General features: G+C 59.2%; 24 protein-coding genes and 3 pseudogenes. 12 read left to right on the top strand and 15 right to left on the bottom strand.

Going from position 1 to position 22543, the window contains the following annotated elements; genetic code table 11:
• Positions 1–31 precede the first annotated feature (31 nt).
• From ARCT_RS0101885 to ARCT_RS0101870, 4 genes are all read right to left on the bottom strand, one after another.
• Positions 32–949 (bottom strand): c-type cytochrome, encoded by a 918-nt coding sequence (locus tag ARCT_RS0101885; protein ID WP_009808014.1) that lies wholly within the window; start codon positions 947–949, stop codon positions 32–34.
• 2 nt (positions 950–951) lie between these two features.
• Positions 952–1545: a c-type cytochrome gene (locus ARCT_RS0101880; protein ID WP_009808013.1), complete on the bottom strand. Its 594-nt coding sequence runs from the start codon at positions 1543–1545 to the stop codon at positions 952–954.
• 372 nt (positions 1546–1917) lie between these two features.
• Positions 1918–2376 (bottom strand): c-type cytochrome, encoded by a 459-nt coding sequence (locus ARCT_RS0101875; protein ID WP_009808012.1) that lies wholly within the window; start codon positions 2374–2376, stop codon positions 1918–1920.
• A gap of 28 nt (positions 2377–2404) precedes the next feature.
• Positions 2405–2965: a L,D-transpeptidase gene (locus ARCT_RS0101870; protein WP_009808011.1), complete on the bottom strand. Its 561-nt coding sequence runs from the start codon at positions 2963–2965 to the stop codon at positions 2405–2407.
• A 155-nt stretch (positions 2966–3120) separates the two neighbouring features.
• Between ARCT_RS0101870 and ARCT_RS0101865 the strand changes: the two genes are divergently transcribed.
• Positions 3121–3423, top strand: a complete 303-nt coding sequence (locus ARCT_RS0101865; protein ID WP_009808010.1) for a DUF2933 domain-containing protein — start codon at positions 3121–3123, stop codon at positions 3421–3423.
• Between the two features lie 285 nt (positions 3424–3708).
• Positions 3709–5838 (top strand): protein-disulfide reductase DsbD family protein, encoded by a 2130-nt coding sequence (locus ARCT_RS0101860; RefSeq protein WP_009808009.1) that lies wholly within the window; start codon positions 3709–3711, stop codon positions 5836–5838.
• A 28-nt stretch (positions 5839–5866) separates the two neighbouring features.
• On the opposite strand, the gene ccmI is transcribed toward ARCT_RS0101860, so the two are convergent.
• The 7 genes from ccmI to ARCT_RS0101825 form a co-directional block, all read right to left on the bottom strand.
• A complete protein-coding gene (gene ccmI, locus ARCT_RS0101855; RefSeq protein ID WP_009808008.1) occupies positions 5867–7018 on the bottom strand; it encodes a c-type cytochrome biogenesis protein CcmI in 1152 nt (383 codons plus the stop codon).
• Entirely contained in the window at positions 7015–7488 is a 474-nt protein-coding gene (locus ARCT_RS0101850; protein ID WP_009808007.1) for a cytochrome c-type biogenesis protein, read from the bottom strand. The genes ccmI and ARCT_RS0101850 overlap by 4 nt, the downstream gene beginning before the upstream one ends.
• A complete protein-coding gene (locus tag ARCT_RS0101845; RefSeq protein WP_009808006.1) occupies positions 7485–8051 on the bottom strand; it encodes a DsbE family thiol:disulfide interchange protein in 567 nt (188 codons plus the stop codon). Before ARCT_RS0101845 ends, ARCT_RS0101850 begins: the two co-directional genes overlap by 4 nt.
• 8 nt (positions 8052–8059) lie before the next feature.
• A complete protein-coding gene (locus ARCT_RS0101840; protein WP_027238579.1) occupies positions 8060–10072 on the bottom strand; it encodes a heme lyase CcmF/NrfE family subunit in 2013 nt (670 codons plus the stop codon).
• Between the two features lie 64 nt (positions 10073–10136).
• Positions 10137–10442, bottom strand: coding sequence for an SHOCT domain-containing protein (locus ARCT_RS28555; protein ID WP_240476201.1), 306 nt, complete (start codon positions 10440–10442; stop codon positions 10137–10139).
• Positions 10378–11844, bottom strand: coding sequence for an ATP-binding protein (locus tag ARCT_RS0101830; protein WP_009808003.1), 1467 nt, complete (start codon positions 11842–11844; stop codon positions 10378–10380). Before ARCT_RS0101830 ends, ARCT_RS28555 begins: the two co-directional genes overlap by 65 nt.
• Positions 11844–12566: a response regulator gene (locus tag ARCT_RS0101825; RefSeq protein ID WP_009808002.1), complete on the bottom strand. Its 723-nt coding sequence runs from the start codon at positions 12564–12566 to the stop codon at positions 11844–11846. The genes ARCT_RS0101830 and ARCT_RS0101825 overlap by 1 nt, the downstream gene beginning before the upstream one ends.
• Positions 12567–12799: 233 nt before the next feature.
• Between ARCT_RS0101825 and ARCT_RS0101820 the strand changes: the two genes are divergently transcribed.
• The 7 genes from ARCT_RS0101820 to ARCT_RS0101790 all read left to right on the top strand — a co-directional run bounded on the left by ARCT_RS0101820 (position 12800) and on the right by ARCT_RS0101790 (position 17387).
• Complete coding sequence (locus tag ARCT_RS0101820; protein ID WP_240476200.1) at positions 12800–13228, top strand: rhodanese-like domain-containing protein; 429 nt, start codon at positions 12800–12802, stop codon at positions 13226–13228.
• A gap of 89 nt (positions 13229–13317) precedes the next feature.
• The gene (locus ARCT_RS0101815; protein ID WP_009808000.1) at positions 13318–13755 is read left to right on the top strand and encodes an ion channel; all 438 of its coding nucleotides are present in this window, start codon (positions 13318–13320) and stop codon (positions 13753–13755) included.
• 161 nt (positions 13756–13916) lie between these two features.
• Positions 13917–14366, top strand: coding sequence for a DUF6010 family protein (locus ARCT_RS0101810; RefSeq protein ID WP_009807999.1), 450 nt, complete (start codon positions 13917–13919; stop codon positions 14364–14366).
• Between the two features lie 3 nt (positions 14367–14369).
• Positions 14370–15026 carry a TVP38/TMEM64 family protein gene (locus tag ARCT_RS0101805; protein WP_009807998.1) on the top strand — a complete coding sequence of 219 codons (657 nt, stop codon included), beginning with the start codon at positions 14370–14372 and terminating at the stop codon, positions 15024–15026.
• A 34-nt stretch (positions 15027–15060) separates the two neighbouring features.
• Complete coding sequence (locus ARCT_RS0101800) at positions 15061–16020, top strand: cation diffusion facilitator family transporter (RefSeq protein WP_452596440.1); 960 nt, start codon at positions 15061–15063, stop codon at positions 16018–16020.
• Positions 16021–16026: 6 nt separating this feature from the next.
• Positions 16027–16938: a sterol desaturase family protein gene (locus ARCT_RS0101795; RefSeq protein ID WP_009807996.1), complete on the top strand. Its 912-nt coding sequence runs from the start codon at positions 16027–16029 to the stop codon at positions 16936–16938.
• Positions 16935–17387, top strand: coding sequence for a DUF411 domain-containing protein (locus tag ARCT_RS0101790; protein WP_009807995.1), 453 nt, complete (start codon positions 16935–16937; stop codon positions 17385–17387). The genes ARCT_RS0101795 and ARCT_RS0101790 overlap by 4 nt, the downstream gene beginning before the upstream one ends.
• A gap of 5 nt (positions 17388–17392) precedes the next feature.
• Here the strand turns inward: ARCT_RS0101790 and ARCT_RS0101785 are convergent, their stop codons facing one another.
• Positions 17393–18007 carry a Crp/Fnr family transcriptional regulator gene (locus tag ARCT_RS0101785; protein WP_009807994.1) on the bottom strand — a complete coding sequence of 205 codons (615 nt, stop codon included), beginning with the start codon at positions 18005–18007 and terminating at the stop codon, positions 17393–17395.
• A 27-nt stretch (positions 18008–18034) separates the two neighbouring features.
• Between ARCT_RS0101785 and ARCT_RS0101780 the strand changes: the two genes are divergently transcribed.
• From ARCT_RS0101780 to ARCT_RS27375, 3 genes and pseudogenes are all read left to right on the top strand, one after another.
• Entirely contained in the window at positions 18035–18559 is a 525-nt protein-coding gene (locus tag ARCT_RS0101780; RefSeq protein WP_009807993.1) for a hypothetical protein, read from the top strand.
• 106 nt (positions 18560–18665) lie between these two features.
• A pseudogene (gene petA, locus ARCT_RS25130) lies at positions 18666–18989 on the top strand (ubiquinol-cytochrome c reductase iron-sulfur subunit); the annotation flags it as partial.
• Positions 18990–19066: 77 nt separating this feature from the next.
• A pseudogene (locus ARCT_RS27375) lies at positions 19067–20683 on the top strand (ISL3 family transposase).
• A 25-nt stretch (positions 20684–20708) separates the two neighbouring features.
• Here ARCT_RS27375 and ARCT_RS27370 read toward each other — a convergent pair.
• The 3 genes and pseudogenes from ARCT_RS27370 to ARCT_RS0101760 all read right to left on the bottom strand — a co-directional run.
• A pseudogene (locus tag ARCT_RS27370) lies at positions 20709–21162 on the bottom strand (L,D-transpeptidase); the annotation flags it as partial.
• A gap of 140 nt (positions 21163–21302) precedes the next feature.
• Positions 21303–21860, bottom strand: coding sequence for a methyltransferase family protein (locus ARCT_RS0101765; RefSeq protein ID WP_009807988.1), 558 nt, complete (start codon positions 21858–21860; stop codon positions 21303–21305).
• A 72-nt stretch (positions 21861–21932) separates the two neighbouring features.
• The gene (locus tag ARCT_RS0101760; RefSeq protein WP_027238575.1) at positions 21933–22541 is read right to left on the bottom strand and encodes a recombinase family protein; all 609 of its coding nucleotides are present in this window, start codon (positions 22539–22541) and stop codon (positions 21933–21935) included.
• Positions 22542–22543: the final 2 nt, after the last annotated feature.

Genomic DNA, 22543 nt, shown 5'->3' with positions numbered 1-22543 from the left:
GAAAGCGGGGGCGTGTCGCCCCCGCGTGATGTTAGTTCGAAGCGGAGTTCTCCGCCTCGACCGTGTCCTTGTTCAGCAGGAAAAGCGCAATCGCTTCGCGATCGGCAGGTGTCAGAAACCGAGTTCCCTCGCGAACCACTTCCGCCATGCTGCCGCCGAAAGCATCGCCCGAAGGGGTGATGCCGGTCTGGAGCGCATAAGCGAGGTTTGAAACCGTCCAGTCATTTTTGGCCAGGTCTTTTGGCCGTATCGCGGGTGCCTTGCTGCCACCGGGAAGCTGGGCGTTGCCTGCAAAGGAAGCACCGATATCGCGGCCTCCCGCAAGATTGCGCGGCGTATGGCAGGCTCCGCAATGTGCCGCACCGCGCACCAATTCCCGTCCGCGATTCCATGCGTCGCTTCGCCTTTCAACCGGCTCTGTATCCGGATCGTAGAAGAACGCCGCTCGCCAAAGCTTCAGCCCCCATCGTTGGTCGAATGGGAAGCTGACATCGTTTTCTGGTGCAGGCTCGTCCACGGGCGGCACGGTTTGAAATGCTGCCCATAGGTCAGCGATATCCTGGTCGGAAAAATCCGCATAGAAGGTATACGGGAAAGACGGATAGTACGGCGTTCCATCGGGACCGATGCCCTGCCGCACGGCTTTTGCGAACTGTTCTGCCGTCCATTCGCCCATGCCATGTTCGGGGTCTGTCGTCAGGTTGGGCGGATAGAACGTTCCGAACGGGGTTTCGAGCGGCGCCCCTCCGGCAAGTGGTGCGCCGCCCGCTTCAAAATTGGTATGACATGCAATGCACCCACTGGCGCGCGCCAGATACGCGCCCCGGTCGACATTGCCCTCTGTTGCAATCGGAGACACTGTACTGCCGACAGGCCATGCAATCACCGCGCCGAGGCCGGCCGTGCCCAGCACGGCGACCCCGCTGACGAGTGTCAAAAACCGGCGCATGGTTAGTCTTCTTCCGCCCGGAAGCGTTCATGGCACGCGGAACAGACCTGGGTCGTCATCGTGAAAGCCGCGTCGGCGGGCATTTCGGCAATGGCGGCAGCATCCATCATGCCGCCTCCGCCCATCATCGTGCTCCCGCCCATCATGGTTGTATCGCTTCCCATCATGGACCCACCGCCCATCATCGAGGTGCCACCCATGGAGGTATTGCCGCCCATGCCGCCCAATCCATTGTCGGCTGCGCGTTCCAGGCCCTCAGAGTATTCTTCCAGCTGATTTGCCAATGCTGCGAAGCGGTCCCAGTCGGTCCACACTTCGCCTTTGGCTTCCGAGGGCATGCCCCCTGTGCCCTCTGGGAACAGCTTTGTCATGCTCTCACCGGCGTGCTGCTGGAACAGGCGCGCTGCATCGCCCACAGCCCCTGCTTCATAGGCCGTTTCGCCCCGCATCATCGGGGCCACGGTCTTGACCGCCTTCCCCATTGCAAGCATGGCGTCCATGCGCTCTTTCACGATGCCGGTGGCACCGCTATGCGCGAATGCCGTGACCGCAGTACCTGCAATCAACACTGCCGCTGCGATAGTTGTCTTTTTCATGTCTTCGATCCTTCTTTGGGTCTGCTTTTCGAGCGATGTGAAATCAGAGCCACCGTCGCGGCGGTGGAGGATCGCTGGTGGGGCGCAACTCGGTTCGTTGGGTCGCGCCGTCTTGCATGACGGCCTTCAGAAAGTGAGGCTCGTAAACCACGTTTGTCTGGAGCAACACCGCTACCGTGACAGAACAATCGAGTCCTGGATGACAGTGGCCAGAGGCCTCGTTCGAGGGTGACCCTACATCTTCATGATTGTGGAATTCTTGCTCCAAGGACACTTCACCATGATGTACTGGTGCCTCAGGCATTCCCAGAACCACGAGGAAAAGGCCGAAAACGAGCGACAGGATCCATCTGCTGATCCGGGTCCAACGCATCAGTCGATCCCGTTGGCCCGCTGAAGTTCGCGAACATAGGCGGCAACCATCTTGACTTCTCCTTGGGTCAGCCCCTCGATCTTGGGCATATTACCGAATTTCCAGTGATGCGCACGCACGCCATTTTGAGCGGCTAGAACAAAGGCCATGTCTGAATGGTGGCTTGGCTCGTAAATCTTGTGCACAAGAGGTGGCGCAATCCCGTTCTGTCCCGCTGCGTTTGCTCCATGGCACTCGGAACACTTAGCCTCGAATATGGTCTTCCCAATCGTGGCTTGCTCCGAGAATTCTGCTGGCAGTTGGACCTGAACGATTGGGTCGCCTGCCTCTATCCTACTTGTGTCAGGAGGCGTCATGGAATGACCCATCGCTGTATCTTCCGCAGAAATGAACTGCCAAGTTGCAACTCCCCCGCCAGCTATAACTACGGCTGCGATAAGTGCGGTCAATTTATCCATGCCTGTATCTTCCGCCTTGTCTCTTGGGTCAGATGAGTTTGACTTGAGTGCCGACGGGCACCCGCTCGTAAAGCTCTTCAACCTGTTCGTTGAACAAACCGATGCAGCCATTTGACGACCGACGACCGATCTTTCGCGTGTCCTGTGTTCCGTGGATACGGTAGTATTGCCAGGACAGATACAATGCGCGGGTACCCAGAGGGTTGGCAGGATCGCCTCCCTCGACACGTGCCGGCCATTCTGGATTGCGTTCCCGCATGGAGGGCGTCGGCGCCCAGCTGGGTTTTTTGCGCTTTTCCACGACTTCGGTATAACCGCGTTTTGTGAGTTCGTCGGTCAGAGGAACGGAAGTTGGGTAGATCCGCATCTCGCCATCTGATGTCCAATGCTGGAGCGCCATCGTCACGGTGTCTGAGATGATGACCCCCTTTCCAAGTGCGTCGAAGTGATCTTGCCAGTCATGAACTCGGAAAGAAGAAATGTTGCGGCGAATGGTTTCGGCTCGAACCACGCTTGGTGCAACCAAAGCGACAGCCGCATACCCCAATAGGCTTCGTCGATTGATCTTGTTGTTTCGCGAAGTCGTCATGACACACTCCTAGCCTTCGGTTTGTACATGTCTTTTACGGGAGACCCGGCATCAGGCAACCTGACAAGACCGCGAGAAGTGTATCCATTTGTATCCTTGACCTTACCCTGCTGGAGGGCCGCAAATGACGCGTGGAACGAGACAAAGAGGGCGACATGGACCACCAGAACCATAGAAAAAAGCCGATCACGGACAGGCTCATGCATTACGGTATGATGGCGTGTTGCGTCGTCATGCTGCTGCCCTTTGCGGGGTTTTTTCTTGCCGGCGGCACATTGGCGGGCGTGTGGGGCAATGCAGCGGCTTTCGCCCCGCTCCTGCTGTGCGTTGGGGCGCATCTTGCGATGCACAAATTCATGGGGAAATCGTGCCATTCCGACAAGGCAAATGATTCTATCGAGGAAACGCCCGAGCCGATGACCTCCGCGATTCCAGTCGTCGTGCGGAACAGGCAGTGATGTGCGGAGGAAGGCACGGGTAAGCACATTGCTTTTGGCGGGTTTGTTGCTTGGGGGATGTGCGGTAAACCTTGCAGACTGCTTAGATCGCAGCGCTATCGTTTCCACGAAACAAGCGTCAGACCTTCTGCCGGAGGGGTGTCGGTATCTTTCAACTTCTGGGACAGGCGTCGCGCGAGTTGACTGCGCGGACGGTCGTCAGGGTTTTGCCGTGGGTATTCGTTGAGGCAACCTCCGCCGTCTTGGCGAAATCTGCGGTAAAAATAAGGGAAGGAAGCGGGTATCTTGATCGACTGCCTTTTGATCCTGCGACGGGTTTTGCTTATTCCCTTCGTGCTCCTGGCCCTTGTCTCTGGAAGTGTCGCGGCAGCAACCTCTGCTGAATACCAGAGTGCGCCACTCACCGCGCATCTCATTAGTGCACAGGAAGGCGTTCCCGAGAACACACTGACTCTGTCGGCCGGGCTTCATCTTCAACTGAACGAAAACTGGAAGACCTATTGGCGGTCGCCAGGAGAGGTGGGAATACCGCCTTCGGTCGAATGGACCGGTTCCGAAAACGTCGCAGATGTCGAATTCATGTGGCCTTTCCCGACACGCTTCACCGCCTTCGGCATCGAAAATTTTGGTTATGCGGGTGAAGTCGTCTTTCCGCTGCGCATAACGCTCAAAGATCCCGGCGCACCTGTGACTCTTTCCGCGCAGGTCAAACTGCTGGTGTGCTCCAATGTCTGTGTCCCGGAAGAGTTTGACCTGTCACTTCGCCTCGGACGCGGCAACGGCATCGACAGCACTGCGGCTGGGCTGATTGGCACGTTTTCCGAGCGCGTCCCCGAAGGAGCCGAGGCGGGTGGCGTCAGCGAGGCAAATGCCTTCATCGACGAAGACCTCACGGAGTTGATCGTCAGTCTGCGCGTCGATGAACCACTCCAGTCGCCGGATGTGTTTCCCGAACTGGGTATGGGTGTTGCGCTTGGCAAACCCGATATCCGTTTGGGAGAAGAGGATCGTTTGCTGTGGGCGCGCTTGCCGATCCTCTCGTCGAATACGGATGTGACGGTGGTGCCGTCGATTACCGTCACCGACGGCGAGAACCGGGCCTTCACGATCATCGCGGATCGCGTGGCGCAAGGCATCGCACCGCCCTTTGAACTGGCCGCCACGACACCGGACATGTTGGAACTGATCTGGATTGCCGCGATCGCGCTGCTGGGCGGATTGATTCTGAATGTGATGCCCTGTGTACTGCCGGTGCTGTCTATCAAGGTGTCGTCCGTGCTCAAACACACCGATCACGACACAACCCGTGTCCGGTTCGGCTTCGTCGCAGCCGCCGCTGGCATCATGATGTTCATGTGGGGTCTGGCGCTCGTCCTCTGGGCGCTCCAGACGGCAGGCCTCAGCGTCGGGTGGGGTCTGCAGTTTCAAAGCCCGCTGTTTCTTGCGGTGATGATCGCTGTTCTGCTCGTCTTTTCGGCAAATCTGTTCGGAGCGTTCGAGTTCGCCCTTCCACACGGCATGCAGACGCGGCTTGCAGGGGCCGGAGGACGCAACGGGTATTCCGCCGACTTTTTCACTGGCATGTTTGGTGCCGTCATGGCAACGCCCTGCTCGGCACCGTTCCTCGGCACCGCTGTGGCCTTTGCTTTGGCCGGGCGTGGCTTGGACATCCTCATAGTCTTTACGAGCCTCGGCCTCGGCCTCGCGCTGCCCTATCTCGTCATCGCCGCGTTCCCGCGTCTGGTCGCGTTCATGCCCAAGCCTGGTCGGTGGATGCTGATCATCAAAAGCGTCATGGGGGTCTTGCTGCTTGCTACCGCCGTGTGGCTGTTCTGGGCGCTCGACGGTGTCGCCGGGCTGGCCTCCGTCATCGCGGTCGCGGCGTTGTCCGGTCTCGCCGTTCTGATACTATCCCTCCCGAATGTGCAGTCCCAATTCAGGTGGTCTATTGCCACAGCCAGCCTTGTCCTGGCTCTTGCCGCAGGTCCTCTCCTGCAGCAGTCCGCGCCGGCCCGTTCAGAGTCGCAATCGGCATTGGCTTGGATCGCATTTGACCGGTCGGACATAGCGAAACGTGTGTCAGAGGGAGAGGTCGTCTTTGTCGATGTGACCGCTGACTGGTGCCTGACTTGCAAAGCGAACAAGGCACTTGTGATCGACCCTGAGCCAGTCCGCAGTGCGCTGGACACGCCAGGTGTCACGCCGATGCGGGCAGATTGGACACGTCCGGACGCGCGCATTTCCCGTTACCTTGAGAGTTTCGGTAGATATGGCATCCCCTTCAATGCCGTCTATGGACCGTCGGCACCGGAGGGCATTGTGCTGTCCGAATTGCTGACGACCGAGGACGTGATGGACGCCTTGGCGCAAGCCAGCGGTCGGGATGTTTCCGCAAAGGTTGCCGAACAGGAGTGACCTGCCCGGGCGGGACACCGACCAGCAGTCAGCCGCCGAGCCGCTCGAGCGCGTCACGGACCGCAGCACGCCGAGGATCATTGGCGGGCTGCTGCTCCAACAGCGCTTCAACCTTACGGTAGGCCTCAATGGCGCGATCCTCTTCCTGAAGGACGGCGTAGGCGTTTGCCAGCCGCATCCAACCATCCAGATCCACCGGTTCATCCTCAAGTCGCTCGGCCAGGCGCGAGACCATCGAGCGGATGAACTCCGCGCGATCCGCGCCACTCATCTCCGATGCCGCCGCGACATCTGCCGCACTCGGGCCGGGTGGGGATGTCGGCGCGCTGGGTAGATCGACGATCGGAAGATCTGCGGCGGCGGCGATCCGGTTGATCTGCAAAGCGTAGGTTTCCATCCATGGAACGTAAGCCTCTTCCTGATCCAGCCGGGAAACCAGCAACTCGTAGGCCCTACGCGTCTCTTCTTTCTGGAGATAATACAGAGACTCGAAGTAGGTTGCCGCAGGATTGGATGGGTCAAGGTCCAAAGCGCGATCAATGGCCAATTTTGCCCGTGGAATAACAACGCCGTCATTGGCAACCGCGACGGCCTCTGCCAGCATGGAGAATGTCGCGGAGGTGGCATCCTCCCGTTCGGCGACCACTTCGAAGGCTGCGACGGCATCGGCTGCTCTGCCCATGCGCTGATAGGTCTGGCCTAACAGCATCCACCCTTCGCTGGGGCCGCCGGTCGGATCGGATACAAGCCTTTCGCGAAGTTGTATTGCAAGCGCCGTCACTTCATCAGTCTGTGCGCGCTCCTCTGCACGGGCAGCGAAGGCCATTGAAGGCACCTCCGGCGATCCCATTGTCAGATAGTAGCCCGCGGCAATAACCGGCGCGAGGACCGACGCGACAACGAGAGTGACTCTGCCACCACTACGGGACGATCCGGCTTTTTCTTCCGAATTGCGGGTCGTCGCGAGGATCCGTTTCTTGATCTCGAGTCTGGCTGCTTGAGCTTCTTGTTCAGAAATCAAACCGCGGTCCATGTCTCGTTCGATTTCCTGCATCTGATCGGCGAGGATGGCCGGTACCGCATCTCCTCTGGTGAGAGTGTTCGATTTGGACAGCAGCAGCGGGTAGAGGACTATTCCGATCGCGAGCAGCGTCAAAAAACCGAAAATACCCCAGATCATGGCGCATCCCCCGCTTCGTTTTGTCTGAGAATTTCGGAAACGGTGTTCTCATCCTCTGAGCCCAAATCTTCAAATGGCTCTTGCTTTCGCCGACTCATCAGTACCCCACCACCAACGAAAACCCCGACCAGAACGAAAGCGATCGGCGCAAACCAAAGCGCGTAGGTCGCAGGCTCCAGAGGCGGTTTGAGCAGCACGTAATCCCCGTACCGCGCCCGAATATATTCGATCACCTCGGTGTCACTGTCTCCGGCGACCAAGCGCTCGCGTACGAGCAGACGCAAGTCCCGCGCCACACCCGCGTTCGAGCTGTCGATGTCCTGATTTTGACAGACGACGCATCGCAGATCCTTGGAAATCCCCCGCGCACGCTGTTCCAATACCGGGTCGGTCAGCATTTCGTCCGGTTCCACCGCATTGGCGGCAAAGGGAAAGAGCCCGATGCAAAATGCGAAAATCAACTGTCTCATGATGCTGCTCCATTTGGCAGTGCGCCTGCCTGCTTCAGGGCTTGCGTGAACCGTTCGACGGCGTCCGGACCCACGACCGGCCCGACATAGCGAAACAAAACGGTGCCATCGCCATCGACGATGAAGGTTTCCGGCACGCCCGACAGGCCCCATTCGATCCCGGTGCGGCCCGACAGGTCGGACCCGATCCGCTCGTAGGGATTGCCGAGGTCTTTGAGCCACTTCACGGCATCCTCTGGTTTGTCTTTGTAGTTGATGCCGAACAACCGCATTCCCTCGCGTTCGACAAAGCGTGTCAACACGGCATGCTCCGCGCGGCAGGGCACGCACCAGGACGCAAAGACATTGACCACGACCGGTCGTTCGTTGCCGACAAGATCGCTTCGGGCCAGGCCGGGTGTCTCCAACCCTGGCACGGGATCGAGGTCGAACGCCGGGGCGGGTTGCGAGATCAGGACGGAAGGGATCTCGTTGGGATCCCGCTCGGGATTGAGCCCCCAGAGAAAAAACCCCCCGAATATGACCGCCGCAATAAACGGCAGCCCGGCAATGAGACGTTTCATTTTCTCTCCTACTCGGCAGGAACAGCATCGCTGGCTGGCTGTTTGGCGCGGCGCGGCGCCCCGACCCTCAAACGGCGATCCGACAAGGACAAACAGCCACCGATCACCAGCAAGATCGAGCCGATCCAGATCAGGTTGACGAGCGGTTCATAGAGGATCCGCAGGGTCCAGGCTCCGGCGTTGTTCACTTGATCGGAGGCTGGCGTTGCAATCGACGTATAGAGATCACCCGCCAATGTGGACCGGATGGCCGACTCCGTCGTCTGACTTTCCGCGACCGGGTAATACCGGCGTTCCGGGAAAAGTGTCGTGACCAATTCGCCATCCCGACGCACCACAAGGGTGCCGCGATCCGCGATGTAGTTCGGCCCTTGAACCTTTGCGGCCCCTTCGAAGGTGATGTCGAACCCGGCGATCGTGACTTCGGTCCCGGGGGCGGCAAAGACGATCTCCTCACTCTTCCATCCGGTCGAGCCGATCATCCCCATCATCAACACAGCGACGCCGGCATGGGCAAGCGTCATACCGTGAGAGGCGCGTGGCAAGTTGCGCGCGCGTCTCGCGCTCTCCGCAAGGGAAACCTCGAACAGACGGATGCGTAGCGCCCATTCCCGTAGGGTCGCAAAAAGCAGCCACGCTGCGCCGAGGATGGCAAGATAGGCCATGATCGGCCCGCCATTCAGAAGATACCACGCGGCCGAGGCTGCGATGACCGCCAGCACGGCCACGAACCGAATGCGATCGAGCAAACCGGCGATATCAGCCCGCTTCCATGACAGGAATGGACCAAGACCCATGAACACGACCAGCGCCAGCATCATCGGAATGAAGGCCGCGTTGAAGAAAGGTGGACCCACCGAGATCTTGTCCCCCGTGACAGCCTCTAGGATCAGCGGATAAAGCGTCCCGAACAGGACCGTTCCCGTAGCGGCGGCCAGAATGAGGTTGTTCACGAGCAGCCCGGCTTCGCGGCTGATCGGGCGAAACAGACCACCCGGCTCCATTTCGGGCGCCCGCCAGGCGTAGAGCGCCAGCGACCCACCGATGGACACGGCCAGCAGACCCAGAATGTAAAGCCCGCGCTCCGGATCGACGGCGAAGGCATGCACGGATGTCAGCAGGCCGGATCGGACGATGAACGTCCCGAGCAGTGAAAGCGAGAAAGTCAGGATGGCAAGCAGGATGGCAAGCAGGATGGTCCAGCTTTTGAACGCGTCGCGCTTTTCGGTGACGATGGCGGAATGCAGCAGCGCCGTGCCCAGAAGCCAGGGCATGAAGCTTACATTCTCGACCGGATCCCAGAACCACCAGCCGCCCCAGCCCAGTTCATAATAGGCCCACCACGATCCAAGAGCGATACCTGCCGTAAGGCTGACCCACGCGGCCAATGTCCACGGGCGGACCCATCTGGCCCAGGCTGGATCGACGCGCCCTTCCAGAAGAGCCGCAACGGCAAAGGAAAACACGATGGAGAAACCGACATACCCGAAATACAAGAGCGGCGGGTGCATGGCGAGACCCATGTCCTGAAGCAACGGGTTCAGGTCATTGCCATCGAGCGGCGGCGGGAACACCCGATCGAACGGGTTCGACGTCAGCAGCAGAAACGTCAGGAAGCCGACACTGATCCACGCCTGAACCGACAGGGTGCGCGCCTTGGTTTCGGCCGGGATATTCGATCCGAACCAGGCAACCCCCGCGCCGAATACCGCAAGGATCAAAATCCAGAGCAGAAGCGATCCTTCATGGCTGCCCCAGGTTCCCGCAACCTTGTAAAGCATCGGCTTTAGCGAATGGGAATTCTCGACGACGTTCCTGACGGTGAAATCGCTGACGATGAAAGCCTGCATCAGCGCTGCGAAGGCAATGCTCACAAACAGCACCTGACCAAGGGCTGTCGCCTGGGCGGATTTCATCCAGACGGTATTTCCGCGTGACGCCCCCGCAATCGGCAGAACACTTTGAACAAGTGCGAGGGCCAGCGCGAGGGCCAGTGCGAAGTGACCGATTTCCGGGACCATGGCGTTCTTTCCTATCTAAGGTTGGTGGCGTCGCGTGGTACGGAGTTCAAATCCGCAATGTGGACTATTCGTCGAGCGTTGCTTTCAGTCGGCGAAACTCTTCTTCGTCGATTTCCCCATTCGCAAAGCGGCGCCGGAGCGCTTCCTGCGCGTCCGAGTCCGGGGGACGGGTGCCATTGTCCCGCAGCCTGAGTACCAGAAACACGATCAATGCGATCACGGCGCCCCAGAAGGCGAGCATCATGAAGCCGCCCATAAAGCCATAGCCTCCGCCCCACATGTGACCTGTCCAGGAGCCTGGACCATCAGCTCGCGCCATGCTGGCGGGCAAGCTGGCCAGCAACGTTGGAATGAGCGTTTTCAGTTTCATCTGTTTCTCCTTCGATTAGTTCGCTTTCATCCAGTGGGATGGTGACAATGGCCCGCAAACCCGCGCTGTTATGGTTGACCAGCTGGATATCGCCACCATGGGATTGGACGATTGTCCTCGCGATTGAGAGCCCAAGCCCATAACCGCCCGTTTCCAGAGACCTCGATTGCTCGAGGCGATAGAAGGGATCGAAGACCTTTTCCAACTGGTCGACGGGAATGCCGGGCCCATTGTCATCGATGTTGAGTACGAGGTTCGAACCGTGGGTCGCCCAGCTGACTTTTGCGGCACCACCGTAGCGAACGGCGTTCTCAAGCAAGTTCCTCAGTGCCCTTCGGAACGCGTTGGGTCGAAGCCGCACGGCAACATCATCACTCGGGGCAAAGGTGCAGTGTGCCGCCATATCGCTGCACAAGCTGTCCAGAAAATTGCGCAGATCGACCACTTCAGCACCCTCGGATCCGGTAAGGCCGCGTGCAAAGGTGAGCGTCGCTTCGACCATACTCTGCATCTCTTCGACCGATGCGATGAGGCTGTCCCGCGTCTCTTCTTCGTCAACCAGCTCCGCGCGGACACGCATAGCAGTCAACGGCGAGCGTAAATCGTGGCCAAGGGCTGCGAGCATACGTGTCCGATCACTGACGAACCGGGTCAGCCGTCGTTGCATGCGGTTGAAGGCAACGGTCAGATCCCTGACCTCGGTCGGCCCCGCGACGGTCAATTCAGGCACGTCCTCGCCCCGGCCAAGATGGTCCGCGGCCTTCGATAGGTGCCGCAAAGGACGCGTCAGGCGCGTCATGACAAACCAGAAAATCGCCACCAAAAGCAGTCCGGCGGAAATCCCGAAGGTCAGCATCGAGTAGAATGGCCATTGGATCGGCGGACGCTCGAACCGCGTTCCGACATTTAGCCAACGCGCCCCCTTGATCGCGATCGACAGGTTCATTTCAACCGCTGTCAACTCTCCGCGCATCATCGCGAGATGCATTTCCGTCATTTCGTCAGAAAGATTGGGCAAGGGCCTCAATTCGCCCTCGATCTCGTGCAGTTCAACGCGAATATCGCGGCTGTAGCTATCGTCCATTAGCGCACGGATACGCCCTTCAACAAGGTCGCCATGCGAATGACTGGTGTGTTCCACACTCGGAGCGTCTGACAGATCAAACCGGATAAGTGGTGAATTTGCTGCGCGAAGGATGGAGTCCTGCAGGTCCAACGGGGCCTCTTCGATCAACCGCGCCACATTCGCTGCGCGTCCAGCAGCCTCGAACCCCAAAGCAGCACGGATGGCGAGGCTGCGCTCGTCAGCGAAGAGGAACAGGCTGATTGCTTGGGCCACGACAAGCGCCGCGACCACAAGCAGGATCAATTGTCCGCTGAGAGAGCTCATCGCACGCCACATCATGTCGCATCCTCGACGTCGGCAGCCAAACAGTATCCGCCATTCCGCACAGTCTTGATGACACTCGGTCGCAATACATCCGGCTCGATCTTGCGGCGGAGACGGCTGATTTGATTGTCGATGGTGCGGTCCATCGGGCCAGCGGTCCGACCAGCGGTCAGGTCAAGCAACTGGTCACGACTGAGCACCATCCTCGCGCGTTCCAGCAGGACCGCCAGTAATTTGAACTCAGAAGTCGTCAAAGGCGTTTCGGTTGCGGCCTCGTCAATCAGTACCTGTCGGTCGGTATCCAGTACCCAATGCGCAAAACAAACCTTCCTCCCAGCCAGGGTTCCGGCCACGGGTTCATCGCGGTTGCTTCGCCGGAGTACCGACTTGATGCGGGCCAGCAGTTCTCGTGGATTGAACGGCTTGGCGAGATAATCGTCCGCACCGATTTCCAGCCCCACGATCCGATCCGTTTCCTCACCAAGCGCCGTCAGCATGATGATCGGAAGATCACCCTCTGGCGCAAGTCTGCGGCAGACCGACAAGCCGTCCTCGCCCGGCATCATGACATCGAGCACGAGGAGGTCGAAGTGACCGGTGGCCAGCTTGGCATCCATCTCCACGGCATCCCTGGCGACGGTCGTGCGCATTCCGTTCTTCTCCAGAAAGCGCGCGACGCTTTCACGTATCTGTGCGTGGTCATCCACGATAAGGATATGAGGTGGCGGTCCCATGGTGTCTTTCCTAAATCATCGTTGCATCGTGTTTCATGGGCAGAATTGTAGCCATTTGTATCAGGTCATTCCCTTGCTACAGATGGATACAAATCTGTGCCTGCACCGTGTCGTGCTCCCGGGTAGCGTCGCCGGCATGTTATGTGACCTTTGGGATCGCAACCGATCAAAGGATGAGGTTTTCGAATATGGCTCTTGATTTGAACCGGCGCCGTTTCGTTATGGGTGCTCATATGACGGTGCTGACCGTCACGGCGTCACCGCTGCTGGCGCAGAGCCGATCTGTCTGGTCGGCAGAGAATGCCTTTGACGCGCTTCTATCGGATACGGCGCGGATCATCGATGTCAGAACGCGCGAAGAGTGGCAAGAAACCGGCGTAGGTGCTGGTGTATGGCCGATAAGCATGCACGCGTCCGGTTTTCCGGACCGATTGTTCAGGGCGAAGGAACTGAGCGGTGATCGCACCGTTGGACTGATCTGCGCCACTGGCGGACGCTCCGCATCGCTGCTTCGAGCGTTAAGACAAGCTGGTTATTCGGGCTACGCCGATATCTCGGAAGGGATGTTGGGATCAGGCGAAGGGCCTGGCTGGATCGCATCGAACTTGCCGACCGTTCCGGTGGATGTCGCCCTGAACGGGTTGCCCCCCGCGTTGGCCTGACCTGTGAAGAATCAATCGGTCCAGTTGTGCTAAAAAGCCTGATGTATGGTCAGATTGACCTGTTTGAATAGGAAGACGGGTTTGGGGGTATGACCGAGTTGATGGCCATGTTTGTCGGAATATGCGCGGCGATCCTGATGGGAATTGTCCATCATTATGCGTTGTCGGGCATTCTGAAGTTTTCCCCGCAGCGGTCGGATGGCTCCGGCTTTCGGATCATCCTGACGTTTTCCGCGTTGCTGTTGCTGCACGTATTGGAACTTGTGACGCTCGCCGTGTTCAACACGATGGTGGTGGCAAGCGTTCTGCCGCAATCGTTCAGCAACAACCCGCCGATGTTTCAGGATGTTCTCTATGTTACGGGCATCTCGTTCTCGACCCTTGGCTATTCGTCCATAGAGGTGGTCGGGCCCTTTCGACTGTTGCTGATGCTGCAATCGCTTTTGGGCTTCATGTTGCTGACCTGGTCAGCGACGTTTCTTTACTCAGCCTGCCAGCAAGTCTGGCAGAAGGCGAAAGATGACTGAAAATCGCCACGCGCGTCGGACATGAACCGGGCGTCAGCGTCAAATGCGTCCTGATATCGGTCCTTTGACCTCCCCGTGGAACGGTTGAGTGAGCGCCGCGTTGCGCGCGTGGATGAATAACCCTTGACCTTCCAGTTGCTGGAATCCCTAGGTACCAAGCCATGGCACAGATTTTCAAAAAGACAGGCGATCACTTATCGCACCATCGACACGGGGATATCTTGAAATTTCCCGTATGGGTTGGCGTGTTGATTGTCTTGCTCTCAATGCCGGCTCACTTGTTTTTGGATGAAAAGAGCTCGATAGCTCTTGCTTCGATCACGCTTGCTTTGATTGGCGGTGCCTATATCGGCTTTGGCGCCGCGGACGGCAGAGCGCGCGTGTTCTGGGCAGAGCTCGCCGTGGCCCTTTTGTTCGGCTCGGCAGCCTTCCTGGGGCTGATATGGCATTGGGCCTTCCTCCCCTTGGGCTTGGCCCTGCACGCCCTTTGGGACATGTCACACCACAATTCTTATCGTCTCGCCCGGATTCCGAACTGGTATATTCCATTCTGCGTGGCCTTTGACCTTTTGGCAGCGGCATTCTTCGTTCTGCTCTATGCCGTGTTTTGAACCATGATGATGCGCATTCTTCTTCTTGCGGTGATCTTGATGGGAGTCGTCGCATTGGCCTTCCCCGACGTCCTTGGCGTCGACATTCGCCTGCCGGATCGTGCGGAAATTGACCGCTGGATCGAGGCGGCAGGTCTTGCCGGACCAATTGTTATCGTGGCGCTTATGACAATCGCTATTGTCGCAAGCCCCCTGCCCTCCGCGCCGATCGCACTCGCCGCCGGAGCGGCTTATGGACACACGTTCGGGACACTCTTTGTCGTTCTTGGCGCGGAACTCGGTGCGCTTGCCGCCTTTGGTCTGGCCCGCGGCCTGGGTCGTCCCTTCGTTGAGCGTCATCTCGGTCAGAAGATAAACGCGGGCCTGTTTGGGTCGCAGAACACTCTGACCTTCCTAGTCTTCGGCAGTCGCCTACTGCCGTTTCTGTCCTTCGATATGATCAGCTACGCCGCAGGTCTGAGCAAGCTGCATCTTTGGAGGTTCGCGCTGGCCACGTTGGCCGGGATTATTCCAGCGAGTTTTTTGCTCGCTCACATGGGCAGCCAGGCGATGAACGGAGATGCCCGCACCGCCACATGGACCGCGCTTGCGCTAGGTGGCTTTACCGGCCTGTCGGTTCTCTTCGCCGCGACGCGAAAGACCGGCGCGCAACGGGAGTAGAGCTGATATGGCCAATCATTCTCACGCCGGGCACATGCCCACCTCCGGCAAGGCCCTTGTGATTTCGGCCTGGCTCACCGGCGTCTACTTCGTGATTGAACTGGCCGTCGGGCTCTGGACTGGCTCGATTGCCGTCCTGTCGGATGCGTTTCACACCCTGTCGGCGGTTGGCGGCGTTCTCGTGGCCATCACCGCGCAGCGGATTGCGCGCCGTCCAGCGGATTCGGCGCGCAGTTTCGGCTGGTACCGCGCCGAGATCATCGGCGCGCTGGTGAATGGCGGGTTTCTTCTCGGCATGGCGATTCTCGTGATCTGGATGGGCGCGATGCGGCTCGGAAATCCGATCCACCTGGCCACAGGCCCCATGCTTTGGGTCGCCTTCGGGGGCCTGGTCACGGAAGTGGTCTCTCTGGCGCTGATGTGGCAATCGAGCAAAGACGATCTGAATGCCCGTGGCGCGCTCTGGCACATCATCCAGACCTTTGTCGGCAGCCTCCTGATCATCGTCACCGCTCTCGTGATCGAGTTCACCGGCTTTCTGGCAATTGACCCGATCCTCGGCATGGCGTTCGGAGTGGTTCTCCTCTGGGCCTCTGTGGGCGTAATCAAGGAAGCGGTCTACATTCTCATGGAGGGCACGCCCGAGGGAACGGATCTCGATGCTGTGACGGCGGACCTGAACGGCCAGGACGGGGTTCTGGATGTTCACCATGTGCATGCCTGGACGCTGACCAGCGGCAAACATGCGTTTTCCGCCCATATCCGCCATCAGTCACCCGCCGAGGCCGCGGACTTGCTGAACAGGGCCTATCGGCGGCTGACGGAACAGTATGGGTTTCACATGGTCACGCTGCAGCTCGAAACCGCGTGTCTCGACGAGCGCCACGCGCTGGATGTTGATATAGTCCAGATAGCGGCTGCAAAGGCTGCGCAAGAAAAGACTGATGTGCGAGATGCGCATCCGCACCCAAGCCCTAACACAGAAGGGCCATAGACTGTGATGGACACGATACTTGCCGCAGAGCCGGAGATTCGTCTGACGGCGTTTTTGAGTGTGCTGGCCGCCATGGCGCTTTGGGAACTCGCCGCCCCGCGTCGGCGGCGTGACATTCCGCGTGTCATCCGTTGGTCGAACAATCTGGCTCTTGTCGTGATCGATACGGCGATCCTGCGGTTGTCTTTCCCAATCCTGGCCGTTGGTCTGGCGGTCATGGGCGAGGAGCGGGGTTGGGGTTTATTCAACACTATCGGCGCGCCGTATTGGTTGGCCGTTGTCCTGTCCATGCTGCTTCTCGATCTGGCCATCTATTTGCAACACGTCATGTTCCATGCCGTCCCTACGTTGTGGCGTCTGCACCGGATGCACCACGCGGACCTCGAGTTCGACGCCACAACGGGATTGCGCTTTCACCCGATTGAGATCCTTATCTCGATGGCGATCAAGCTAAGCTTGGTCGCAGCGCTTGGTCCGCCCGCCGTCGCGGTTTTGTTGTTCGAGATCATCCTCAACGCCACGGCACTCTTCAACCATGCCAACATCAACCTGCCGAGACCAGTCGACCGGTGGCTCAGATGGATCGTCGTCACACCCGACATGCACCGCGTGCATCATTCTGTCGATCCGCGCGAAACCAACTCAAACTACGGCTTCAACCTGCCGTGGTGGGACCGCCTCATGGGTACTTACGTTGCCCAGCCCGCGAAGGGCCACGAGGGAATGACGATCGGCATCGAGCAGTTTCGCACGACGCGCGACCTCTGGGTCGACAAGATGTTGATCCAGCCCCTTCGCGGGCCGGCAAGCGGGCACGCCCTGGATGCACCCGCCCTCTCGCCGACAGAGCAGGAACAGCCTCTGGACTCTCAAACACACAGTTCTACGGTCTCGGATACTTCAAAAAGGAACACATGATGAAAAGACGCACATTTTTGCTGGCCGGAGCGGCTGCCACACTCCCCCTGCGAGCACTGGCCAACACAGAACCGGTCATTAAAGTCCTGAAAACCCCCACCTGCGGGTGCTGTACCGCCTGGGTCGATCATGTCCGGCAAGCGGGCTTCACGGTCGAGGCGCAGGATGTCGATCAGGATGCGCTTTATGCGTTCAAAGACCGGCTACAAATCGCTCCGGAACTTGCTGGATGTCACACGGCGATCATAAGTGACTATTTTATCGAGGGCCACGTGCCTGCCGCGGACATCACGCGGCTGCTGGCAGAACAACCGGTGGCGCGCGGGTTGACGGTTCCCGGCATGCCGATGAGTTCGCCCGGCATGGGCGGTCCCGGGGCTGGTGACACTTTTGATACCTTGCTTGTCGGCTCCGACGGGGTGACCTCGGTCTTCGCGAGCCACAGCTGATCGGGTCATGGGCGCAGGTGATAAATCCCGCGGGCGGGGTTTTTGACCCGCCCGTCCTGCACAAGCTTTCGCAGCGCCCTGTAGGTCGCCTCATGGCTCAGCTGTAACCGGGCGGCGAACTCGACCACGGAGCCTTCGAGCAGGCCCGCGACCAGACCCGCCATCACCCGGTCTTCTGCAAGCCGAATTCCGACGATCTCGAGCATCTGTCGCTGCGCCTGTATCTGTTGAGCGGCCTGACGGCCATAGGCGCGGGCAAATGCCGGGTCGGCAAAGGCGGCCAAGACGGCAGCCTTGTCGATCCGGATCAGCGCTCCGGCCTCAACACAGACCGCATCGCAATGATAGACCTCTGAAAACACCGAAGCTTCGGCAAAGCTTGTTCCGGCTTGGGCACGGTGAATGATGAACCGCTCGCCATCTGGGCCGACCCGCTCGAGATGCACGCGTCCGGTTTGCACGACATAGAGACCATGGGTGGATCCACCTTGATGAAACACCACATCGCCAACCGCGCCGGAGAGTGGGCGCAGGGCTGAGCTCGGGATAAGATCATAGGGGCCTGGCAACATATGATTGAAATCATATTGCGATGCATCCGCCCCTGCTAGCGTAAACATGACATCACCCCATTGAAGGATCCGTCCATGCGTCTCATTCCCTTCGTCCTTGCCATAGTGATGGCCGCACCCGTGGCCGCTCAGCACGCCCATTCCGCGACTGGCCATGACATGGGTGGACCGCAGGAAACCGGGCAATCGGCCTTTGCCGCCCTGGCGGAGATCGTTGCGATCCTGCAGGCCGATCCCGAGACAGATTGGGAGCGGGTCGATATCGACGGATTGCGCCGCCATCTGGTCGATATGGACCTTCTGACCCAAGAGGCCGTGGTCACCCGCACCCTGCGGCCGGAAGGGGCCCGGTTCGAGATTCGGGGCACCCCCCGTGTTCTCGAAGCCATCCGCGCCATGGTGCCCGCCCATGCGCCCTTTCTTGCGGCTGAAACCGGCTGGGACGTTGTCACGGAGGAACTCGAAGATGGCGTGGCGCTCAGTGTCGATGGCGATGCCGCTCAGATTCAGGGACTTGGTTTCTTTGGCCTGATGACCATCGGGGCGCATCACCAGGAGCACCACCTCATGATGGCAAAAGGCGCAGCCCCGCACCATTGACGCGCCGACACGGCTTGTTTGTTGATCCGTAGAGAGGTGCACTGACAAAACGTTACATCTCGCGTGTTGACCTTCCCGCGCGGGAGACATGGACACATGTCCCGTGATGGAAGCGTCAGAGGATACCGCGCGCAGGGATTTCCTGTATTACGCAACGGCCGGGGCGGGGGTCGTGGCCGCAGGGGCCGCGCTCTGGCCACTGGTGAACCAGATGAACCCTTCCGCCGATGTCCGCGCCTTGGCACAGATCACTGTCGACATTTCCGATCTCGCGCCTGGAACGCAATTGACCGTCAACTGGCGCGGAAAACCTGTCTTTATCCGTCATCGCACAGAGGCAGAAATGGCTCAGGCTCGGGCAGAGGCGGTCTCTGACCAGCCTGACGGCAAGGCGCGCAACCCCAATCTGCCCGCCGATGCGCTGGCGTCGCGTAGCCCTTAATTGGGCTCTGCCTCACTTTGTGTGGCGCAACTATCCTGAAACAGGAAAATTCAGGAGGGATGGTTGTGAGCTCGAAGAAGCACTGGTCGCCCGGGGCCGAAGTTTCGGTTCAATGCGTTGAGCGAAGTGATTTCGGCGGGTGGATCGTATCGGGCAGTCTGACACCAAGCGGCATCTGCCCAGACTGTGGATTGCATTCACGCCGACGTCACGGCTGGCGGCGTCGGCGGTTGCAGGATTATCCCGCCCATGGAGAGGAGGTAACGGTTGATCTCGCGATTTGCCGTTGGCGATGTTTGGCACCCGCTTGCCCACGCCGGACTTTCGCAGACCAACTCACCTCGATTGCGCATCCGTTTGCACGTAGCACTTCGCGTGTCGGGGAGATTGTCAGTCATCTTGGGCATGCAACCGGCGGACGGCCTGCCGAACGGCTCTTGCACCGTTTGGGCCTTGGGGTCAGCGATTACACGGTGCTCAGGCAGTTGAAAAAGCGTGCTCAGGGCACCGCCAAGCCGCCGACGGTCATCGGGATTGACGACTGGAGCTGGCGGAAGTCGCAAACCTACGGCACGATCATTGTGGATCTGGAGCGTCGCGTGGTGATCGACATTCTTGAGGATCGAGATGTCGTCACCTGCACCAACTGGCTCAAGCGACACCCCGAGGTGAAAGTGATTAGCAGAGATCGGTGTGGTCTCTACGCCTAGACTGCACGGCAAGGGGCACCGCAGGCGAAGCAGGTCGCTGATCGGTTCCATATCGTGCAAAACCTGCGGCAGGCCATTGAGGAGCAAATGAACCTCCACGGCCCTGAGACCGGCAGAGCGCTGCTGGCCGACGCCGACAATATCACCGCAGCCGGCAGCCTTCTGAAGTCACGCCTTGCGCACAGGACATCTCGGGAAGAGATTTTCACCACCATCCATGCGCTCCGAAATCAGGGGCTTAACTGTAGCGAGATCGGGCGACGAACAGGGTTCCCGCGCCGCAGCATCGCGAAATGGCTGCAGTTCGAGACGCCACCGGACCGCAAACAGGCCGCTTTGAAACCGACTTCGCCGTGGTACTTTGAAGAATTCCTGAGCCAAAGCTGGAAGGACGGCATTCGAACAGGCAGCGCCCTGTACCGTATGATCCAAGAGCGTGGTTACGAGGGGAGTCAGTCGCATTAAAAGCGGCTGCTGGCGGGCGGGCGCAGAGCCGAAAAGCAAACGAAGGGCCCCGCCGTGGAGCACCAGATCCTGGAGCCGGTCCGGGGCCCGGAAACGGGGCATGCGATCTCTCCGGTCATTGCGGCCGCGCTGTGCATCAAACCCAGCGGAAAGCTCACCTCGGATCAGGCGCGGAAAGTCGACACGCTCAAAGCCGGTTCTCCCGCCTTCACAACGATGCGCAGCCTCGCCATGCGTTTCAACGGTATCATGCGTGGCCGCCAAGCGGGTCCGCTCCCTGCATGGATCGACGACGCCATCGAAACCGGCCTGACGCCCATTGTGCGCTTCGCCCGCACCTTGAACCGGGACTTCAATGTGGTCAAAAAGGCGATCGAGATGCCCTGTAACAACGGCCAGGCGGAAGGTCAGATCAACCGCCTGAAAACCCTCAAGCGCGCCATGTACGGCCGAGCCGGTCCAGAATTGTTGCGGGCGAGAATGCTACCGTTCCGCCACACAGATTGAGGCAGAGCCCAATTAAAGGCTACGCGACACAACCGTTTGATGACTGGCGCCCGATCTTGCGTGTGTCCCCGGTCCCGTGCACCCGGTAATACAGCCACGACAAATAAAGCACGTGGGTTCCAAGCGGGTTGTCAGGACCCGGCGGCCAATAGTCAGGCCATTCGGGGTTGCGCTCTTTCATTGATGGAGTGGGCCGCCAACTGGGCCTCTCCACCTTCCTTATAACCTCTGTATATCCTCGGCGGGTCAGCTCTTCCGAGGCGGGGACACTTGAAGGGTAGAGTTTGTAAACACTTTCGTCTTCCGACCAGTACTGGACTGCACGCGAGTCAATGTCGCACATAATTGCACCGTGCTGAAGGTTATCGAAGTGGTCTTGCCAGGGATCCGCACTGAAGGACAGAAATATTTCTGCGTACCGCCGAGGGCTCCTGCTCCTGAGCACGGAGAAGGGAAGGTGTTCCCAGAAGTCCGATCATAGTTGTCGAGACGAACTGGCACCGTGTTTTCTTTGAATCAGTAATATACTTTGCCTCGCCCTTTTGTTGATGAACGGATACGACCTCTAGCTGCTAGAGCTTCAACCGAAAATTGATGACGTTCTCGTGAGGCGGCGAGACTAGAGATATCTACGTGTTTCAGCGCAATAGTTGCGATACTTGGTGCCGTATTGTTCGCACAGCCATGGCTCTTCTGCGAGCGGGGCAAGGGCCAGCGCGGCAACTCCAACGATGACGACAGGCCAAACCCAAGGTGAGGCGAAGAGAAGACCCAAACCTATTAGGATGGCCATGTCGGCAAGATACTGCGGATTCCGAGAGAAACGGTAGAGACCCGAAGTGATCAGCTCGTCTCTCACCCCACTGGTGGCTTTCAGTCCAATGATGAATGCCCCCCACCAGGCGATCAGATTTCCGATTGCGATCAAGAACGGCCCGACTGCCCAACGGAGCGCGTTGGGCATAGAAGCGGATTTCCAATCCACGATGCCCAAACCGATCACCGCCCCAAACACGGCCAATGTGAGGCCCCATGCAATGATTGGTATGACTGAATGCTCTCTGTTTGGAGGCCAGATGCGCTTGGACGGGCGGACGATCGACCAAAGGAGCGCACCAATCAAAACCAGACCGGACAGCAGGCCTACGACCACTAGTATGCCTTGGGCAATCGTCATGAGCGGTGTCCGAACACCTGCGCCTCCTGATGCGCATTGTCGGGGTGGATTCCGGTAGGGGGCAGGATCGTATCACAAGGAACTCTGTCGCTGCCGCTTCATAATATCGAGCACAGTATTTTTGCTGATCCCAAGGTCGCGGGCGATCCATCGGTATGATCGACCGTCTTCCACGGCTTGAATGACCTTTGGCGCGAGCTTGTCGGATTTTGGGCGTTGTCCTGGCTGGCGACCGAGCTTCTTTCCTCGCGCCCTTGCGGCGGCGAGCCCGGATTTCACCCTTTCGCTGAGCAGATCGCGTTCAAACTGAGCAATCCCGGCCAGCATGGTGGCCATCATTCGACCATGTGGCGTCTCTACTTCGAAGGTCATGCCGCTCATGGCTACAACGGAGACTTTCCAGCCGGCGAGCCTGTTCAGGGTATCCAGCAGGTCCTGAGTGGACCGCCCCCACCGAGAAAGTTCGCTGACCAGGATGGCGTCGATTTGTCGTGCCTGCGCCAGGTCGAGTACCCGGTTGCGCGCAACGCGATTGTCGGACGCGCCAGAGGCTTTTTCCTTGAACACTCCCACCACGTCATACCCGCCGCGCTCGGCGAACGCGGTGAGCTCCGTGACCTGCCGCTCGCAGGACTGGTCGAACGTGGAAACCCGGGCATAGATAGCGGCGCGCTGTCCCATTT

The sequence above is a fragment of the Pseudophaeobacter arcticus DSM 23566 genome (assembly GCF_000473205.1).
GTDB classification, from domain to species: Bacteria; Pseudomonadota; Alphaproteobacteria; order Rhodobacterales; family Rhodobacteraceae; genus Pseudophaeobacter; species Pseudophaeobacter arcticus.
The sequence above is the reverse complement of the archived record's forward strand: the minus strand, read 5'-3'. Positions and strand labels throughout refer to the sequence as shown.

Excerpts from the sequence above, each read along its gene's own strand:
- ARCT_RS0101885 (WP_009808014.1), bottom strand. The coding sequence starts at position 949 with ATGCGCCGGTTTTTGACACTCGTCAGCGGGGTCGCCGTGCTGGGCACG.
- ARCT_RS0101880 (WP_009808013.1), bottom strand. The coding sequence starts at position 1,545 with ATGAAAAAGACAACTATCGCAGCGGCAGTGTTGATTGCAGGTACTGCG.
- ARCT_RS0101875 (WP_009808012.1), bottom strand. The coding sequence starts at position 2,376 with ATGGATAAATTGACCGCACTTATCGCAGCCGTAGTTATAGCTGGCGGG.
- ARCT_RS0101870 (WP_009808011.1), bottom strand. The coding sequence starts at position 2,965 with ATGACGACTTCGCGAAACAACAAGATCAATCGACGAAGCCTATTGGGG.
- ARCT_RS0101865 (WP_009808010.1), top strand. The coding sequence starts at position 3,121 with ATGGACCACCAGAACCATAGAAAAAAGCCGATCACGGACAGGCTCATG.
- ccmI (WP_009808008.1), bottom strand. The coding sequence starts at position 7,018 with ATGATCTGGGGTATTTTCGGTTTTTTGACGCTGCTCGCGATCGGAATA.
- ARCT_RS0101850 (WP_009808007.1), bottom strand. The coding sequence starts at position 7,488 with ATGAGACAGTTGATTTTCGCATTTTGCATCGGGCTCTTTCCCTTTGCC.
- ARCT_RS0101845 (WP_009808006.1), bottom strand. The coding sequence starts at position 8,051 with ATGAAACGTCTCATTGCCGGGCTGCCGTTTATTGCGGCGGTCATATTC.
- ARCT_RS0101840 (WP_027238579.1), bottom strand. The coding sequence starts at position 10,072 with ATGGTCCCGGAAATCGGTCACTTCGCACTGGCCCTCGCGCTGGCCCTC.
- ARCT_RS28555 (WP_240476201.1), bottom strand. The coding sequence starts at position 10,442 with ATGAAACTGAAAACGCTCATTCCAACGTTGCTGGCCAGCTTGCCCGCC.
- ARCT_RS0101830 (WP_009808003.1), bottom strand. The coding sequence starts at position 11,844 with ATGTGGCGTGCGATGAGCTCTCTCAGCGGACAATTGATCCTGCTTGTG.
- ARCT_RS0101825 (WP_009808002.1), bottom strand. The coding sequence starts at position 12,566 with ATGGGACCGCCACCTCATATCCTTATCGTGGATGACCACGCACAGATA.
- ARCT_RS0101820 (WP_240476200.1), top strand. The coding sequence starts at position 12,800 with ATGACGGTGCTGACCGTCACGGCGTCACCGCTGCTGGCGCAGAGCCGA.
- ARCT_RS0101815 (WP_009808000.1), top strand. The coding sequence starts at position 13,318 with ATGACCGAGTTGATGGCCATGTTTGTCGGAATATGCGCGGCGATCCTG.
- ARCT_RS0101810 (WP_009807999.1), top strand. The coding sequence starts at position 13,917 with ATGGCACAGATTTTCAAAAAGACAGGCGATCACTTATCGCACCATCGA.
- ARCT_RS0101805 (WP_009807998.1), top strand. The coding sequence starts at position 14,370 with ATGATGATGCGCATTCTTCTTCTTGCGGTGATCTTGATGGGAGTCGTC.
- ARCT_RS0101800 (WP_452596440.1), top strand. The coding sequence starts at position 15,061 with ATGCCCACCTCCGGCAAGGCCCTTGTGATTTCGGCCTGGCTCACCGGC.
- ARCT_RS0101795 (WP_009807996.1), top strand. The coding sequence starts at position 16,027 with ATGGACACGATACTTGCCGCAGAGCCGGAGATTCGTCTGACGGCGTTT.
- ARCT_RS0101790 (WP_009807995.1), top strand. The coding sequence starts at position 16,935 with ATGATGAAAAGACGCACATTTTTGCTGGCCGGAGCGGCTGCCACACTC.
- ARCT_RS0101785 (WP_009807994.1), bottom strand. The coding sequence starts at position 18,007 with ATGTTTACGCTAGCAGGGGCGGATGCATCGCAATATGATTTCAATCAT.
- ARCT_RS0101780 (WP_009807993.1), top strand. The coding sequence starts at position 18,035 with ATGCGTCTCATTCCCTTCGTCCTTGCCATAGTGATGGCCGCACCCGTG.
- ARCT_RS0101765 (WP_009807988.1), bottom strand. The coding sequence starts at position 21,860 with ATGACGATTGCCCAAGGCATACTAGTGGTCGTAGGCCTGCTGTCCGGT.
- ARCT_RS0101760 (WP_027238575.1), bottom strand. The coding sequence starts at position 22,541 with ATGGGACAGCGCGCCGCTATCTATGCCCGGGTTTCCACGTTCGACCAG.